Raw genomic sequence first — 14,909 nt, 5'->3', positions numbered from 1 at the left:
CCGCTGGCCGCCGAACCGACCGCCGGCGCGGAGGTTGCGGCCGCTCGCCGTACGCCGCCCAACGCGATGGCATCGGCATCGCCGTCGCGCGACGAAATTGCCGCCGCCTATCAGAGCGCGCTCAAGGGCAAGGTCGCGGTGCCTGAGCCGGTGGCGCGTGAAGCGTCCGGCGACGTCGTCGCTGCGATTAATCCGGCGGCTGCGGCTGCACCGGTGGTTCGTGAGCCCGTTCCGGTCACGCGCGAGGCGGCTCCGGCACGGCGCATCGATCCGGACGAGCTTGCGGCGTTGCTGAAGCGGGCGAAGGGCCTGCTTGCGATCGGCGACATTACTTCCGCCCGTCTATTGCTTGAGCGCGCGGCGGACGCGCAGGAGGCGGAGGCAGCATTGATGCTGGCCGGGACGTATGATCCGCAAGTGCTGGGCAGCCAGGATTTGCGGAGCGTTACGCCTGATCCGGCGGCGGCGCGGCTCTGGTACCAGAAGGCCGCCCAGCTCGGGTCGCCTGATGCGAAGCGGCGGCTCGGCCAGTTGCAGAACTAGGCAATTACTCAAGAAAATTACTCAAGACCAGCGCAGAGGAACCCATGCGACATTTACTGGGAGTGGCAATGCTTGCCATGACGGTGGCGTGCAGCAATACGGCGGCCAAGGCCGCCGAGCCGGAATACGACCCGGCCAAGGTCAGCGAAAGTCTGAAAGCGATTTTTCAGTTCGGCTCGGTCGCCACCAAGCAGGCGCTGAACGCCAACACGGTCACGCTGATCTCGGGAACGATCGGCGGCACCTATGTGCAGTTCGGTGCCGACCTCGCTTCCGTGCTCGACGACGGAAACAAGTTGCGCGTACTTCCGATCGTCGGGCGCGGCTCCGTGCAGAGTGTGGCCGACATCCTGTTCCTGCAGGGCGTCGACCTCGGCATCGTGCGCGCCGACACGCTCGACTATCTCGAGAAGAAGGGCTTCGCAAAGGATATCAAGAAGCAGTTCACCTATGTGACGAAGCTCTACAATGAAGAGATGTACGTTCTCGCGTCGAAGTCGGTGACCAACATAAGCCAGCTCAACGGCAAGAAGGTCAGCGTCGACCTTCCCAACGGCGGCACCTTCGTAACCGCGGCGATCGTGTTCGAGCGGCTCGGCATCAAGCCTAACTTCCTCTATCTCGAACAGCGGATCGCGATGGAGAAAATGCGGGCTGGTGAAATCGACGCCGTGATTGCCGTCGGCGGCAAGCCGTACAAGTCGGTCGCAGCGTTCAAGGACGACCGCTTCCATCTGGTTCCGGTCGACTATTCAAAGCCGCTGCAGACCGACTATCTGCCGGCCGCGCTCACCTCAAAGGATTATCCGAACCTGATTGCGGAAGGCGCGCGCGTCGACACCATCGCGGTGCCGGCGGTGCTTGCCGCATATAATTGGGCGCCGAACACGGATCGGTATCGCAAGCTCGCGCAGTTCGTGGATGCCTTCTTCACGAAGTTTCCGAGGTTCCAGAACCCGCCGTTCCACCCGAAGTGGAAGGAGGTCTCGCTGTCGGCGCCGCTGCCTGACTGGCAGCGCCTGCCGGTCGCCGAGCAATGGCTCAAGACCCACAACGTCGAGGCCGTGTCGCGGGCCAGGTTCGATGAATTCCTGAAACAGAGCCCGACGACCGCGGCAAGCGTGAAGACGGACGCGGACAAGGAAGCCTTGTTCAAGCAGTTCCAGGCGTGGGAAGCCGAGCGAGGCGCGAGGGCGCAGGCTCCTTCACCGGCGCAGCGCTAGCCAGCGCCTGCTATTCGGTCCCTTCGGCAGTGTCGATCCCGCGCTTCAGTGCGGCGCGGGCGGCATCGCGATGCTCCTGTGTGATGTGGCTGGCGACCATGCGGATGGCGGTGGCCAGCACGGCGGCGTCGTCGGTAAAGCCGAGCAACGGCAGCACATCAGGCATGAAATCGAACGGCAGGATGAAGTAGGCGACGGCGCCGAGCAGTGCCGCCTGCACGTGACGCGGCGTCTGCTTGTCGAACGCGCAGTAGTAAGCCGCGAGCAGGTCCTCGGCGAAGGGAAGCTGCGCCACCACCTGCTTGAACTTGCCCCAGAAGCGCCGACGCACGCTCTCACGGTCCTGCGCCAGCCGGTCGGCCGGTTCAAAACCCACGGTGTAATCGGATGCCATCGCGGCGCTCCTCGGAAATCCGGCGCGGCAGATCGCCGCGGCAGCTCGGATGATTCAAGAATTGGGGATGTCTCGCCGCCGCCGCAAGATCGCGGGCCGCGCCAACTCAAGGGACGCCCAATTGCCTGGCGATCGCGCTCATCGCCTTGGCCAGGTCGATGTCGAGCCGGGTCACGCCGCCGGCGTCGTGGGTCGCCAGCACCACTTCCACCGTCTTGTAGACGTTCTTCCATTCCGGGTGATGGTCGTTCTTTTCCGCCACCAGGGCGGCGCGGGACATGAATCCGAACGCTTCGTTGAAATCCTTGAAGGTGAAGGTCCGCCCAATCGCCTCGCGTCCGGGCGTCTCGGACCAGCCGGGAAGTTCCGCCAGCGCTGATTTCCGTGCCTCCGCAGACAGCCGTTCCGCCATGATCGCCTCCCGTTCCAGCTCATCTTACCCTAACACCGAAGGCCGCATCGGGGATCCCCCAGCCCAAAATAGGCCGCAACAGGCGTCCAATGGGCGGCGTGGGGCGCCGGTAACCATGACGGAGATGTAACAATGGCTAAGCGGGAAATTTGCTAGAGTATTCATGTAAGCGTGCCGGCGGCATAAAATTGCACCTCGAACAATCATCCAGGGATTGATGAGCGACGGCCCCCTCCCTTCGGAAAAGCCGGCCCCACCCTCGCCCCGATCAGCGAAACAACGGCTGACATTCGTCACACTGGCCGGCGTGCTGGCCATCGTCGGCGCACTTGTCGCTGGCTATTACTTTGCGATGCGGCCGGTGACGCTGCGGATCGCCGTCGGTCCCGCCAACAGCGACGACCTCAAAGTGGTTCAGAACCTGGCGCAGGCCTTCAACAACCAGCGAAACAGTGTGGTCCGGTTGCGCCCGGTGCAGACCGACGGCGCGCTTGCGAGCGCCAACCTGCTCGGCGAAGGCAAGGCCGATCTCGCGATCATCCGGGGCGACCTCGATGTGCCGAAGAATGCGCAGGCCGTGGCGACGCTGCGCAAGAACGTCGCGGTGCTGTGGGTGCCGCCGGCTGCCAAAACCAAGGGAAAGAAGGCCGCTCCCGCTATCACGAAAATCTCGCAGCTCACCGGGCGCCGTATCGGCGTCGTCGGCCGCACCCAGGCCAATGTCAATTTGCTCAAGGTGATCCTGCGGCAATACGGCGTCGATCCGGCAACGGTCGAGATCATCCAGTTCCCAGCCAATGAGGCTGCCGAGGCCATCCGTAACCAGAAGGCGGACGCCTATCTCGCGGCCGGCCCGGTCAACAGCAAGATCACGACGGACGCGATCGCCGCCTCCATGCGCGACGGCGGCACGCCGAAATTCCTCGCGATCGATTCGGCCGAGGCGATTGCGCAGAACCATCCCGCCTATGAGGCCTCAGATATCCCGGCCGGGACATTTGGCGGCGCGCCGGGCCGGCCCGAGGAAGAGATCAAGACGATCAGCTTCGCGCACCACATCGTGGCGCGCAGAGGCATTGCGGAATCGACCATCGCGATCTTTACGCGGCAGTTGTTTGCGATCCGCCAGACGCTGAAGAACGAATTTCCGCTGGCCGCCAAGATCGAGACGCCCGATACCGACAAGGACGCCACGATCCCCGTACACCCCGGCGCCGCAGCCTTTGTCGACGGCGAGGAAAAGACCTTCCTGGACCGTTACAGCGACTACATCTGGTGGGCCTTGATGGCTGCGTCGGCGATGGGCTCCGCCGGCGCCTGGTTCGCCGGATATCTCAAGAATGATGATCGCAGCATCAACACGTCGCAACGCGACCGGCTGCTCGACATGCTGACCGCCGCCCGCCAATGCGATTCGATGGAAGAGCTCGACCAGATGCAGTCCGAAGCGGATGCCATTCTGCGCGACACGCTGCAATGCTTCGAGCACGGTGCGATCGAGGAAGGCACGTTGACCGCGTTCAATATCGCGATCGAGCAGTTCCACAACGCGGTGGCCGACCGCAAGGCGCTCTTGATGAGCATGCCGCAAAACCTGCAACGGGCGAGCGCGCAATTTCGGGCGGCCGGCAACGCCTGATCTGCAAATCCGGTAATCGAGCCGTCATCAATTCTTTCTAGGTCTGGCGGGGTCGGCATTGCCTTCTCGCACCGGACCGAAGGGAGCTCGCATGACGTACAGGTTTTCTCGCGGACTTTCCCGGCGGCGCTTTCTCTCCACCGCGGGAGCCGGTGCCATCAGCACCCTTGCAATGCCTTATCTCAGCCGCGCCGCCGACCGGCCGGTCGTGACCTCCGGCGTGCAATCCGGCGATGTCGGCGCTGACGGCGGAGTGGTATGGGCGCGCGCCGACCGGCCGTCGCAAATGCTGGTCGATGTAGCCACGACAGAATCCTTCGCCAACGCACGGGCGCTGCCGCCGATCGCGGCGCTGCCCGAAAGCGATTTCACCGCCAAAATGCTGCTGGACAACCTGCCTGCCGGGCAGGAGATCTTCTACCGTGTCCGGTTTCGCGACCTCGCTTTTACCGGCGTCGAAAGCGAGCCGGTGGTCGGGCGGTTCCGCACCGCGCCTGGCGATCGCCGCGACGTCAGCTTCGTCTGGGGCGGCGATGTTGCCGGACAGGGCTGGGGCATCAACCCCGATGACGGCGGCATGCTCACTTTCGCCACGATGCGCAAGCATCGCCCGGATTTCCTGCTGCACTCCGGCGATACCGTCTATGCGGACGGACCGATCAAGAGCGAGGTGACGCTTCCCGACGACAAGATCTGGAAGAATTTGACGATTCCCGAGAAGGCAAAGGTCGCCGAAACGCTCGACGAATTTCGCGCCGCGCATAGGTACAATTTCATGGACGAGCATCTGCGCGCGTTCAACGCCGAGGTGCCGGTGTTCGTGCAGTGGGACGACCACGAAGTCGTCAACAATTGGTCGCTCTCGAAGCAGCTCCCGGCTGCCTACAAGGAGCGCAACGTCAACTTGCTTGTCGCCCGTTCCGCGCGCGCGTTTCACGAGATGTATCCGATCCGCGAGAGCCTCAACGAGCCAGGGCGGATCTATCGCACGCTCAACTACGGTCCGCATCTCGACGTATTCATGCTGGACGAGCGCAGCTATCGCGGGCCCAATGGCTCGAACCAGGAGACTGCCTATGGTCCGGAAAGCTTCTTTCTCGGGCCTGCGCAACTCGCCTGGCTGAAACGGGGGCTGCTTAATTCGCGCGCCACCTGGAAGGTGATCGCGTCCGACATGCCGCTCAGCATCATTGTCTATGACGATGCGCCCAACAAGAAGGGCTCGGAAGCCGTTGCGCAGGGCGATGGACCACCGCGCGGCCGCGAACTGGAAATCGCCGATCTCCTGCGGTTCATCAAGACGTCAGGCGTGGCCAACACGGTGTGGCTGACGGCGGACGTGCACTACGCGGCCGCGCACTACTACAATCCCGATAAGGCGCAGTTTGGGGAATTCGACCCGTTCTGGGAGTTCGTTGCCGGGCCGCTGCACGCCGGCACGTTCGGCCCGAACGAGCTCGACAATACCTTCGGACCCGAAGTGAAGTTCATCAAGGCGCCGGGGCCCGGCAAGCAAAACCTGCCGCCATCGGCCGGCATGCAGTTCTTCGGCCACGTCAGGATCGACGGCGCCAGCGGGCAGATGACGGTAACCTTGCGGGACCGCGCTGACGTTGCGCTGTGGTCGACAACGCTCGATCCCAAACCTGTGTAGCCGTCGCGACGGCCGCAACCGCTCAGAGCTTGATGCCGCCGTTCTTCAACAGCGCCTGCAGCGCGTCGGTCGAATAGGGCTTGGGCAGCCGCGGCTTTGTCGCGAATGTGGCCGGGAGCCGGGCGTCGGCGCCGTAGCCGGTGACGAAGGCATACGGAATGTTCAGCGCCTCCAATCGTTCGGCCACGGCAAAACTCTTCTCGCGGATGAGCCCGACGTCGAGCAGCGCGAATTCGGGCGGCCGGTCGGCGATCATGTCGAGCGCTTTGGCCACGTTCGCGGCGCTCCGCACCGTCTTCACGCCAAACCCCAGAATCGTGTCTTCGAAATCGAGCGCGATGATTGGATCGTCTTCAACGATCAGGACATCGCTGGGCATGCCGTCGTAGGAGGCGGGTTCCATGTCTCTCGCCAGTTCAAGGTTCAGCATTTGCTCAGAGGCCCGTGGCCGAAGCCCCGGAAGGCGCAAGGCCAGCGGCACCCGTAAAAGCGCGCTCGCCGGTTCCGGAACCGAAACCACCACATGTTAGTTCTACCGTCTGTCCACTAGTGAACACATAAATGAGATCAGATCGATTATTGTGCTTCCGCGGGGAGCGGGAACCTTCAATGATTTCGCGACAGCAAGACACGGCCGGTGGGCGGCCGTTCAACAATCTGCTGCGCCGTTTGAATGACGCCGATTTCGCCTTGATCGAACCGCACCTCGTCCACGCCGACACCTATCCGAATGACTTGCTCTACAGTCCCGGCGACAATGTCGAGACGGTTCATTTCCCCTGCGGCCCAAGCCTCGCCTCTTACATGGTCGCCAGCGAGGATGGCCGCGACGTCGAGACCATCCTGATCGGCCGCGAGGGCGCGGTCGGCGGCATCGTCAGCCAGGGCCATCTCCCGGCCTATACCCGCATCACGGTCAAATTCGCAGGGCCGTTCGTGCGGCTACCTGTCGGAAAGCTCGATGCGGCGAAATCGAAGTCGCGCACGCTGAGCAACATCTTCGCACGCTATGCGGACTGCATGCTGGCGCAGGTTTTCCAGTCGACTGCCTGCAACGCGATCCATTCGATCGAGCAGCGTACGGCGAAATGGATCATTTCGGCGATGGAACGCACAGATGGGGAGGACATCGTGCCGCTGACCCATGAACAACTGGCGACCTTGCTCGGCGTCGGCCGCTCCTACACCAGCCGGGTCATCCAGACCTTCAAGGCGGAAGGCACGCTGGAGACCCGGCGCGGCTCGATCCTGGTCCGCAACCCGAATCTGCTGCGAAACCGGTCCTGCGGGTGCAACGAGGCCGTGAAGGGCCATTTTGACGAGGTTTTGCGGGGGGTCTATCCCGATCCCGACAAGGGCAATTAAGCGGCTGCCACGCCCAAAATCGGCTAACCAAATGCCAAACAAACCATTGTTTTTTGGCGTTTTCTGACTATATTGCGCCGCAACGCGTAAGGTGTGCCCGGTCCTTTTGGCCGGGCTTCCTTTTTGGGGGAGAAAGCGCCCCCGGAGCATGATCCGGAAAAGTGGGCACCGGTTTTCCGAAAAGATCATGCTCAAACAAAATAGATGGAGCGGGATGACGATTCGAAGAAGCGTCATCGCGCGCCAGTATTCCAGGTATCAGAGCGCGATCCGGAAAAGTGGGTCCCGGTTTTCCGGCGAGATCGCGCGTCCACCATTGCACGACCAGAAGAAGAGCCATGAACCTTCGTAACGTCGCCATCATCGCCCACGTCGACCACGGCAAGACCACCCTCGTCGACCGCCTGCTGCAGCAATCCGGCACCTATCGCGAAAACCAGAAGGTGACCGAACGCGCGATGGACTCCAACGATCTGGAGCGCGAGCGCGGCATCACCATTCTGGCCAAGGCCGCCTCGGTGCAGTGGAAGGACACCCGCATCAACATCGTCGACACCCCCGGTCACGCCGATTTCGGCGGCGAGGTCGAGCGCATCCTGAACATGGTCGATGGCGCGCTGGTGCTGGTGGACGCGGCCGAAGGCCCGCTGCCGCAAACCAAGTTCGTGGTCTCCAAGGCGCTCAAGGTCGGGCTGAAGCCGATCGTCGTCATCAACAAGGTCGACCGTCCCGACGCCCGTCCGACCGAAGTCATCAACGAAGTGTTCGACCTGTTCGCCGCGCTCGACGCCAGCGAAGAGCAGCTCGATTTCCCGATTCTCTACGGGTCGGCCAAGCAAGGCTGGATGGCGGATAGCCCGGACGGCTCGCAGGACGCCGGCATGCAGCCGCTGTTCGACCTGATCGTGCGCCATGTCGCGCCGCCGACCGTCGAGCAGGGCCCGTTCCGGATGATCGGCACCATTCTCGAAGCCAACCCCTATCTCGGCCGCATCATCACCGGCCGCATCACCTCGGGCGCCATCAAGCCGAACCAGCAGGTGAAGGTGTTAGGCGCCGACGGCAAGACCATCGAGCAGGGCCGTATCACCAAAATCCTCGCCTTCCGCGGTATCGAGCGCACCCCGCTGGATGAAGCCGAAGCCGGCGACATCGTCGCGATTGCGGGCCTCACCAAGGGCACCGTTGCCGATACCTTCTGCGATCCTTCCGTCGAGACCCCGCTGGTCGCGCAGCCGATCGATCCGCCGACGGTGTCGATGTCGTTCATCGTCAACAACTCGCCGCTCGCCGGCACCGAGGGTGACAAGGTGACCTCGCGCATGATCCGCGACCGCCTGTTGCGCGAGGCCGAGGGCAATGTCGCACTGCGCGTGGTCGAGGCTACCGACAAGGATTCGATGGAGGTGTCGGGCCGCGGCGAATTGCAGCTCGCGATCCTGATCGAGACCATGCGCCGCGAAGGCTTTGAGCTTTCCGTGTCGCGCCCGCGCGTCGTGCTGCAGAAGGACGAAGCTACCGGGCAGTGGCAGGAGCCGATCGAAGAAGTCGTGATCGACGTCGACGAGGAGCATTCCGGCGTCGTCGTGCAGAAGATGAGCGAGCGCAAGGCCGAGATGATCGAGATGCGCCCCTCCGGCGGCAACCGCCTGCGGCTGGTGTTCTACGCGCCGACCCGCGGCCTGATCGGCTATCAGGGTGAGTTGCTAACCGATACCCGCGGCACCGCGATCATGAACCGCCTGTTCCACGGCTACGCCAACTACAAGGGCGACATCCAGGGCCGCCGCAACGGCGTGCTGATCTCCAACGATCAGGGTGAAGCGGTGGCTTACGCGATGTTCAAGCTGGAGGACCGCGGCCCGATGATGATCGAGCCCGGCTGGAAGGTCTACAAGGGCATGATCGTCGGCGAGCACACCCGCGACAACGACCTCGAGATCAACGTGCTCAAGGGCAAGCAGCTCACCAACATCCGCACCACCTCCAAGGACGAAGCGGTGCGCCTGACGCCGCCGATCCGGATGACGCTGGAAAAGGCGCTGGCCTATATCGAGGACGACGAGCTGGTCGAGGTGACCCCGAAGTCGATCCGCCTGCGCAAGAAGTTCTTGGACGCCAACGACCGCAAGCGCGCGGAAAAGGCCAAGGAAGCGGTAGCGTAAGTCCCGCCGCTACTCGTCATCCCCCGCGAAGGCGGGGGATCCAGTACGCCGCGGCCTCTCGTTTCAATCACTGCCGTCTCTGGAATACCGGATCACCCGCCTTCGCGGGTGACGACGGCCATGCGCGGGGTGGCTTCAGGCGCGGCGGCGAACATGCTAGAGGCAAGGGCATGTCCTCCCTCCCCTCCTCAGTCGATGTCGCGATCATCGGCGCCGGCGCCGCCGGCCTCGGCGCCGCCAATGCGCTGAAGAATTCCGGCCTCTCCGTTATCGTGCTGGAAGCCCGCGACCGTCTCGGCGGCCGGGCGCATACCATCATGGCCTCGCCTGACGTCACCTTCGACGTCGGCTGCGGCTGGCTGCATTCGGCCGATGAGAATTCCTTTGTCAAAATCGCCGGGCAGCTCGGCTTCGAGATCAACAGATCACTGCCGCCCTGGGCCGAGCGTGCCCACGGCAAGGCGTTTCCGCAAGAAGACCGTGACGACTTCATGCGTGCGCTCAATGCGTTCTACGATCGCGCCGAGGAGGCTGCGAAAGAGGCTGAACGAAGCGGCCGCGACAGCGCGGCCAGCCTTTATCTGGAACCCGGCAACCGCTGGAATCCGATGATCGATGCGATCTCGACCTACGTCAACGGCTGCGAGCTCGACCGGGTTTCGATTCTCGACATGGACGCCTATGAGGACACCGACATCAACTGGCGCGTCCGCCGCGGCTACGGCGCGCTGGTCGCAGCCTACGGCGCCTCATGTCCGGTCGCGCTGAATTGCGCGGTGACGCTGATCGATCATTCGGACAAGCGCGTACGGATCGAGACGTCGCAGGGTACGCTGACCGCGGACAAGGTGATCGTCACCGTGCCTACCAATTTGATCGCCGACGAAGCGATCCGCTTTCATCCTCCCTTGCCTGCAAAGGTCGGCGCTGCCCGCGGCCTGCCGCTCGGCCTCGCCGACAAGGTGACGCTGGCGCTGGATGAACCGGAGGCGCTGCCGAAGGAAGGCAATCTGCGCGGCGCCACCATGCGCACCGGAATGGGCACCTATCATCTGCGCCCGTTCGGCCAGCCCTGCATCGAAGGCTTCTTCGGCGGCCGTTTCGCCCGATCGCTGGAAGATGCGGGCGATGGCGCGCTGGCTGCGCAAAGCATCGATGAAATCGTGTCCTTCCTCGGCAACGACTTTCGCCGCAAGCTGAAGCCGCTCGCGGAATCGCGCTGGGCCCACGACCCGTTTGCTCGTGGCTCGTACTCGCACGCGCTGCCGGGACATGCGGGTGACCGCGCCGTGCTCGCCACACCCGTCGATGGACGTTTGTTCTTTGCGGGAGAAGCGACCTCGCCGGAGTTCTTCACGACCGCGCATGGGGCGCGGGACTCGGGCGAGAGGGCGGCGGGGGAGGTATTGGCCTCACAGACTAAGCGTTGAGCTTCAGCAGCATCATTGCGAGCGCAGCGAAGCAATCCATGCCGCAGCAAGACGAGAGATGGATTGCTTCGTCGCTTCGCTGCTCGCAATGACGGGTGTGGCGACTTTCGTGCCTTACTCCATCACCCGCGCCCGCACCTCCGCGTCCGGCACGAAGCATTCTTCGTACTTTCCGAAGATCCGGTAGCGGTTGCGGGCGACGAGGCTGTAGACCGCATCGCGCAGCGGTTTTGGCACGGCGAACAGCACGCGCACCCAACCCCATCCCGGCAGCACACTCAACACCGTCAGCGCCGCATCCGATTTGAAATACACGACCCCACCATGGACCACAGCATTGGTGTCGGGATCGTTGGAGTCGATACCAAACGCCTGCGCCAGCCGGGTGCCGTAGGGCGACTGGATCGCGGTGAAGCGGAAACGGCGTTCGGTGTCGCGCGTGGCGACGAAGCGGATCCAGCGCGAGCAGAAGACGCAGACGCCGTCGTAAAGGATCACGTCATCGTCGGGCCATTTGGTCATGCACACTCATTGTTTTGAAGCGTTTCGCTCGAAAACCCTATCTATTATCCAGCGTCAAAAGCGCCACCAGCATCAGCACGATCGCGGGGCCGGTCTTCACCAGCGCACCGAGCGGCTCGATCCAGAGATCCGGCGTCAGGATCGCGGCGCCGATCATATAGCCGAGCGACGCGACGATACCCGCGACCAGACCAAATGCCGCGGTGCGGCGGAACGCAATCAGCGCGCCAATGCTCATATCCATCAGGCTTGTGCCGATTGTGACGGGGGCGACGAGCGACGGCGGAAAGCCGTGGCTGCGCAGGATCTCGGCCGCAGCGTCATAGGAAATCACCAGCGCAATGAAGCCCGAGACGACCCAGAACAGCACGAGGCTTGCGATTATCAGCGCCTTGATCGGGAACAGCCGGGCAAACCATTTGTCCTGAATGGTCGCCCGGCGTTTTCCGGCCATCTGTTCGATGCGCTTCGGCACGATGCCGGTGGCGGCCATCCAGCCGGCTGGGTCGCCGCTGACGCCGCGGCGAAGCTCCGCTATAGCGGTGGTTCGCATCGGTGGCATCCAGCCGAACAGGCTCGCGAGGTCGCCGGATCTAGCGCCGAGATCGAGCAGGAACGCCGGCATCACAATGCGCCACCATCTGCCAGTGCCGAACACCTCGCGAAATTGATCGATCACGTCACCCAGCGTGACCGGCTGCTCCTGCATCAGGTCCCATGTCACCGCGTTCGCCTCGCTCGGATCGCGTGCGGCAAGCCAGGCGATGGTGTCCGCAATGTCCTTCATGGCGACCGGCCGGAATGGCGTGGCCCGTTCGGCATCCGGGAGATCGAACGGGAACGCCGCGAGTGAGCGCAGCATGGCGCTGCCGCCATAGGCCGCGGGCGCCACCACGAAGCCCGGCCGCAGGATCGTGAACGCGACGCCGGACTCCACGATCAGCCGTTCGGCCTCGCGCTTGGTGGTGCTGAAGGCGGTTCGATCGGTCTCGGTGGCGCCGGGAATCGAGACGTGTACCAGCCGGATCGGCCAGCCGCGGTCGCGGATCGCCTGCAGCAGCCGCGCGACGAAATCGCAGTGCACGGCGGACGTATCGCTGCCGGGTCCATCCTGCAGCACGCCGATGCAGTTGACGACAACGTCGATGCGGTGATCGCGCAGTAGCCGCGCCAGTGCGGCTGCATTCATCGACATGACAGGCAGTTCGAGATCGAGCGGCCCGCTCTTCTGCGAGGCGGATAATCTTCGGGCAACGCCCACTACGGAAAATCCCCGGGCGCGCAGATCGTCGGTAACAAAGCGGCCGATCAGACCGGAGGCGCCGAGCACGAGGATTTTTCGGATACCGGCGTTCATGCTTGCCTAAAGCGGTTTGGCGATCATCAGCCAGAGAATAGCCATGACAGAGCCGAAACCGGGAATGCCGAATAGAAACCAGCGGTGGAAAAGTGTGAAATACCGCGGCGGCAACTCTTGGTTTCGTTCAGCCGCCTTGCGCGCGAGATCGCGCATTTCGATCTGCATGAAGACGACCGGTGCCCAGAACAGCCCCGCGACTGCATAAAGCCCGAGCGAAGCCATCAGCCAGGGTTCGCTCACCGCGGTCGACGACAGCCACATCAGCACGCCGCCGCTCACCGGCTGCAGCACCACCGCCGTCAGCGTGAACAGCATGTCGGCGATCACGACAGTCTCAGCCGTGCGCGCGATGAAGGCGACGTCCCGGCTGCGATGGGCCATCAACATAAAGAACGCGATACCGGCGCCGGTGCCGAGAATAATGATCGCGCCGAGCACATGCAGATATTTGACGAGGAAATACAGCGTCATCGCCTGGCCGCGGAGGTCCGGGATCGCGCCTTCAAGGCGCGATCGAGTTCAGGTCCGGCAAGGTTTACCCCGCTCCCCGTTTCCACCAGCCAATGGCCGTCGCTGCCATGAGCCGGCAACACGCGAAAATCGGCCTTGCCGCCGCCGCCGCGAAACGCATCGACCAGTTGGCGCGAGAAGGCGGGCGAAAAGTAGCTGTCATTGGCGGCCACCAGCCAGGTCACCTTCAGGCGCGCGGCCTTGCCGAATTCGCCCGCAGCGGCAATCAGCGCATGTGGCGCGCAAACCCGGTTGGGAAAGTCATTGGCGTGCCCGCCGCGCCCCGGCGCAAACGCGATGATGGCGGCGACGTTCCTCGGATCTTCGCTGGCCAGCGCCAGTGCACCCCAGGCGCCGGCCGAATGGCCGATCACGACCATAGCCTCGGGACGGATGAAGGATTGCTTGCGCAGGAAGCCGGCCGCGGCGGCGATCTCATCCGCCGTGGCGCGGCCGGACTTGGCGTAGTCGGCCTCATCGCAGCCGCCCTGATCCTCGAGGTACTTTCCGCCCGTCGCGCCATGGCCTGGACGCTCGGGGACCAGCACGGCAAAGCCGCGTACCACTAGCCAGGCAGCGAGCGCACGGTATTCGGGCTGCGGCATCTGCGCCCGTCGCAACGCGTTCTGGCTGGAGGCGTGCGCGATCACGGCAAGCGGAAACGGCCCCTTGCCGGGCGGCCGAAACAACACCGCATGTGCCGCCATTGCAGGATCGGGAGAAGGGACCAGCCATTGCTGCAGCCGATGAGGCTCGCCTTCCGCGCCTTGCGCGCCAAGGCCGGGCTGCGCGGATGCCGCCTTTACACCGAGCATGGCGACGAGACCCAGCGCAAAAAGTACGTTTGGCGAACGCATGAACTGGCCTGATACAGCCGAGGGAGGGCGCATTGCGGGGTTACCAACAGAATACCGCCGGCGAATCAAATCCAGCGCATTTTTCCGAGAACGGAATTCCGGAGACGTTTCTTTGGATGATTCTGACAACTATTTCGCCGCCATAGCATCAGCCAATACCGGTTAAGACAGCTTCGCTGTCCTCTTTCGGTACAGGCGAACATAAAACTGATGCAGAAAATCCACAGGTTAACCGATAATTAACGATGGACCTTGAAGCCGGCCCGCCGACTTGCTTTGATCAGGTCATGAGCACAACCCTGATCGAGGTCCGACCGGCCAAAGCTGCAGACGCAGCCGCGGTGGCGTCTACCCATGATGAAGCCTGGCGCTCCGCCTATCAGGGCATCATTCCCGGCGCCGAGCTCGAAAAGCTCATTAACCGTCGTGGCCCGCAATGGTGGGACAGCGCGATCCGCAAGGGCAGCCGCGTCAGCGTGCTGGTGTTCGGCGACAAGGTTGCGGGTTACGCCAATTACGGCCGCAACCGCGCCCGCAGCCTGCATTTCGAGGGCGAGATCTACGAGCTCTATCTGCGACCGGAATTCCAGGGCCTCGGCTTCGGCCGCCGGCTGTTTACCGCCGCCCGGCGCGACCTGATGCAGAGCGGGCTGAAGAGCATGGTGGTTTGGGCGCTCTCCGACAACGACACGGCGACGGAATTTTACCGCACGCTCGGCGGCCGCATGGTGGCTCGCTCCTCGGAGAAGTTCGGGCCCAAGTCGCTCGACAAGGTCGCTTTCGCCTGGACCAACTGAGTCTGGCCGTCATTGCCGGGCTTGACCCGGCAATCCAT

Annotated in this window: 14 protein-coding genes and 1 pseudogene; 8 read left to right on the top strand and 7 right to left on the bottom strand. The window is 63.5% G+C overall.

The features are described 5' to 3' along the window. Together CP49_RS46535 and CP49_RS39085 are read left to right on the top strand one after the other, a co-directional pair. Positions 1-543: pseudogene (locus CP49_RS46535) on the top strand (hypothetical protein); the annotation flags it as partial. A gap of 44 nt (positions 544-587) precedes the next feature. Further along, complete coding sequence (locus CP49_RS39085) at positions 588-1,766, top strand: TAXI family TRAP transporter solute-binding subunit (RefSeq protein WP_057855412.1); 1,179 nt, start codon at positions 588-590, stop codon at positions 1,764-1,766. 10 nt (positions 1,767-1,776) lie between these two features. Here CP49_RS39085 and CP49_RS39080 read toward each other — a convergent pair whose 3' ends face one another. Both CP49_RS39080 and CP49_RS39075 read right to left on the bottom strand, forming a co-directional pair. Continuing rightward, the gene (locus CP49_RS39080; RefSeq protein ID WP_057855411.1) at positions 1,777-2,160 is read right to left on the bottom strand and encodes a YkvA family protein; all 384 of its coding nucleotides are present in this window, start codon (positions 2,158-2,160) and stop codon (positions 1,777-1,779) included. A gap of 106 nt (positions 2,161-2,266) precedes the next feature. Continuing rightward, entirely contained in the window at positions 2,267-2,572 is a 306-nt protein-coding gene (locus CP49_RS39075; protein WP_057855410.1) for a 4a-hydroxytetrahydrobiopterin dehydratase, read from the bottom strand. Positions 2,573-2,789: 217 nt separating this feature from the next. On the opposite strand from CP49_RS39075, the gene CP49_RS39070 reads away from it, so the two are divergent. Then, on the top strand, positions 2,790-4,211 hold the full coding sequence (locus CP49_RS39070; RefSeq protein WP_057855409.1) for a TAXI family TRAP transporter solute-binding subunit: 1,422 nt from the start codon (positions 2,790-2,792) through the stop codon (positions 4,209-4,211). A gap of 91 nt (positions 4,212-4,302) precedes the next feature. Then, positions 4,303-5,865, top strand: a complete 1,563-nt coding sequence (locus tag CP49_RS39065) for an alkaline phosphatase D family protein (RefSeq protein WP_057855408.1) — start codon at positions 4,303-4,305, stop codon at positions 5,863-5,865. A 22-nt stretch (positions 5,866-5,887) separates the two neighbouring features. On the opposite strand, the gene CP49_RS39060 is transcribed toward CP49_RS39065, so the two are convergent. Then, positions 5,888-6,268 (bottom strand): response regulator, encoded by a 381-nt coding sequence (locus CP49_RS39060; RefSeq protein ID WP_156438890.1) that lies wholly within the window; start codon positions 6,266-6,268, stop codon positions 5,888-5,890. Positions 6,269-6,474: 206 nt separating this feature from the next. Here CP49_RS39060 and CP49_RS39055 point away from each other — a divergent pair, with 206 nt between their 5' ends. From CP49_RS39055 to CP49_RS39045, 3 genes are all read left to right on the top strand, one after another. Continuing rightward, a complete protein-coding gene (locus tag CP49_RS39055) occupies positions 6,475-7,230 on the top strand; it encodes a Crp/Fnr family transcriptional regulator (RefSeq protein ID WP_057855406.1) in 756 nt (251 codons plus the stop codon). 338 nt (positions 7,231-7,568) lie between these two features. Beyond that, positions 7,569-9,395 carry a translational GTPase TypA gene (gene typA / locus CP49_RS39050; protein WP_057855405.1) on the top strand — a complete coding sequence of 609 codons (1,827 nt, stop codon included), beginning with the start codon at positions 7,569-7,571 and terminating at the stop codon, positions 9,393-9,395. A 170-nt stretch (positions 9,396-9,565) separates the two neighbouring features. Next, positions 9,566-10,825: a flavin monoamine oxidase family protein gene (locus CP49_RS39045; RefSeq protein WP_057855404.1), complete on the top strand. Its 1,260-nt coding sequence runs from the start codon at positions 9,566-9,568 to the stop codon at positions 10,823-10,825. Positions 10,826-10,939: 114 nt separating this feature from the next. Here CP49_RS39045 and CP49_RS39040 read toward each other — a convergent pair whose 3' ends face one another. Genes CP49_RS39040 through CP49_RS39025 form a run of 4 tightly spaced genes read right to left on the bottom strand, consistent with a single transcriptional unit; the run spans position 10,940 to position 14,074 of the window. Continuing rightward, positions 10,940-11,347, bottom strand: coding sequence for a thiol-disulfide oxidoreductase DCC family protein (locus CP49_RS39040; RefSeq protein ID WP_057855403.1), 408 nt, complete (start codon positions 11,345-11,347; stop codon positions 10,940-10,942). Between the two features lie 37 nt (positions 11,348-11,384). Then, positions 11,385-12,704: an SDR family oxidoreductase gene (locus CP49_RS39035; RefSeq protein WP_057855402.1), complete on the bottom strand. Its 1,320-nt coding sequence runs from the start codon at positions 12,702-12,704 to the stop codon at positions 11,385-11,387. 6 nt (positions 12,705-12,710) lie between these two features. Continuing rightward, the gene (locus CP49_RS39030; protein WP_057855401.1) at positions 12,711-13,178 is read right to left on the bottom strand and encodes a DUF2269 family protein; all 468 of its coding nucleotides are present in this window, start codon (positions 13,176-13,178) and stop codon (positions 12,711-12,713) included. Beyond that, positions 13,175-14,074, bottom strand: a complete 900-nt coding sequence (locus CP49_RS39025; protein WP_057855400.1) for an alpha/beta hydrolase family protein — start codon at positions 14,072-14,074, stop codon at positions 13,175-13,177. The genes CP49_RS39030 and CP49_RS39025 overlap by 4 nt, the downstream gene beginning before the upstream one ends. A gap of 287 nt (positions 14,075-14,361) precedes the next feature. Here CP49_RS39025 and CP49_RS39020 point away from each other — a divergent pair, with 287 nt between their 5' ends. Beyond that, a complete protein-coding gene (locus tag CP49_RS39020; RefSeq protein ID WP_057855414.1) occupies positions 14,362-14,871 on the top strand; it encodes a GNAT family N-acetyltransferase in 510 nt (169 codons plus the stop codon). Positions 14,872-14,909 lie beyond the last annotated feature (38 nt).

This window comes from Bradyrhizobium valentinum, assembly GCF_001440405.1.
In the GTDB taxonomy this organism is placed as follows: Bacteria; Pseudomonadota; Alphaproteobacteria; order Rhizobiales; family Xanthobacteraceae; genus Bradyrhizobium; species Bradyrhizobium valentinum.
This window is presented reverse-complemented; position numbering and strand designations above follow the sequence as displayed.

Coding starts and splice junctions, on each gene's coding strand:
- CP49_RS39085 (WP_057855412.1), top strand. CDS start 588: ATGCGACATTTACTGGGAGTGGCAATGCTTGCCATGACGGTGGCGTGC.
- CP49_RS39080 (WP_057855411.1), bottom strand. CDS start 2,160: ATGGCATCCGATTACACCGTGGGTTTTGAACCGGCCGACCGGCTGGCG.
- CP49_RS39075 (WP_057855410.1), bottom strand. CDS start 2,572: ATGGCGGAACGGCTGTCTGCGGAGGCACGGAAATCAGCGCTGGCGGAA.
- CP49_RS39070 (WP_057855409.1), top strand. CDS start 2,790: ATGAGCGACGGCCCCCTCCCTTCGGAAAAGCCGGCCCCACCCTCGCCC.
- CP49_RS39065 (WP_057855408.1), top strand. CDS start 4,303: ATGACGTACAGGTTTTCTCGCGGACTTTCCCGGCGGCGCTTTCTCTCC.
- CP49_RS39060 (WP_156438890.1), bottom strand. CDS start 6,268: ATGGAACCCGCCTCCTACGACGGCATGCCCAGCGATGTCCTGATCGTT.
- CP49_RS39055 (WP_057855406.1), top strand. CDS start 6,475: ATGATTTCGCGACAGCAAGACACGGCCGGTGGGCGGCCGTTCAACAAT.
- typA (WP_057855405.1), top strand. CDS start 7,569: ATGAACCTTCGTAACGTCGCCATCATCGCCCACGTCGACCACGGCAAG.
- CP49_RS39045 (WP_057855404.1), top strand. CDS start 9,566: ATGTCCTCCCTCCCCTCCTCAGTCGATGTCGCGATCATCGGCGCCGGC.
- CP49_RS39040 (WP_057855403.1), bottom strand. CDS start 11,347: ATGACCAAATGGCCCGACGATGACGTGATCCTTTACGACGGCGTCTGC.
- CP49_RS39035 (WP_057855402.1), bottom strand. CDS start 12,704: ATGAACGCCGGTATCCGAAAAATCCTCGTGCTCGGCGCCTCCGGTCTG.
- CP49_RS39030 (WP_057855401.1), bottom strand. CDS start 13,178: ATGACGCTGTATTTCCTCGTCAAATATCTGCATGTGCTCGGCGCGATC.
- CP49_RS39025 (WP_057855400.1), bottom strand. CDS start 14,074: ATGCGTTCGCCAAACGTACTTTTTGCGCTGGGTCTCGTCGCCATGCTC.
- CP49_RS39020 (WP_057855414.1), top strand. CDS start 14,362: ATGAGCACAACCCTGATCGAGGTCCGACCGGCCAAAGCTGCAGACGCA.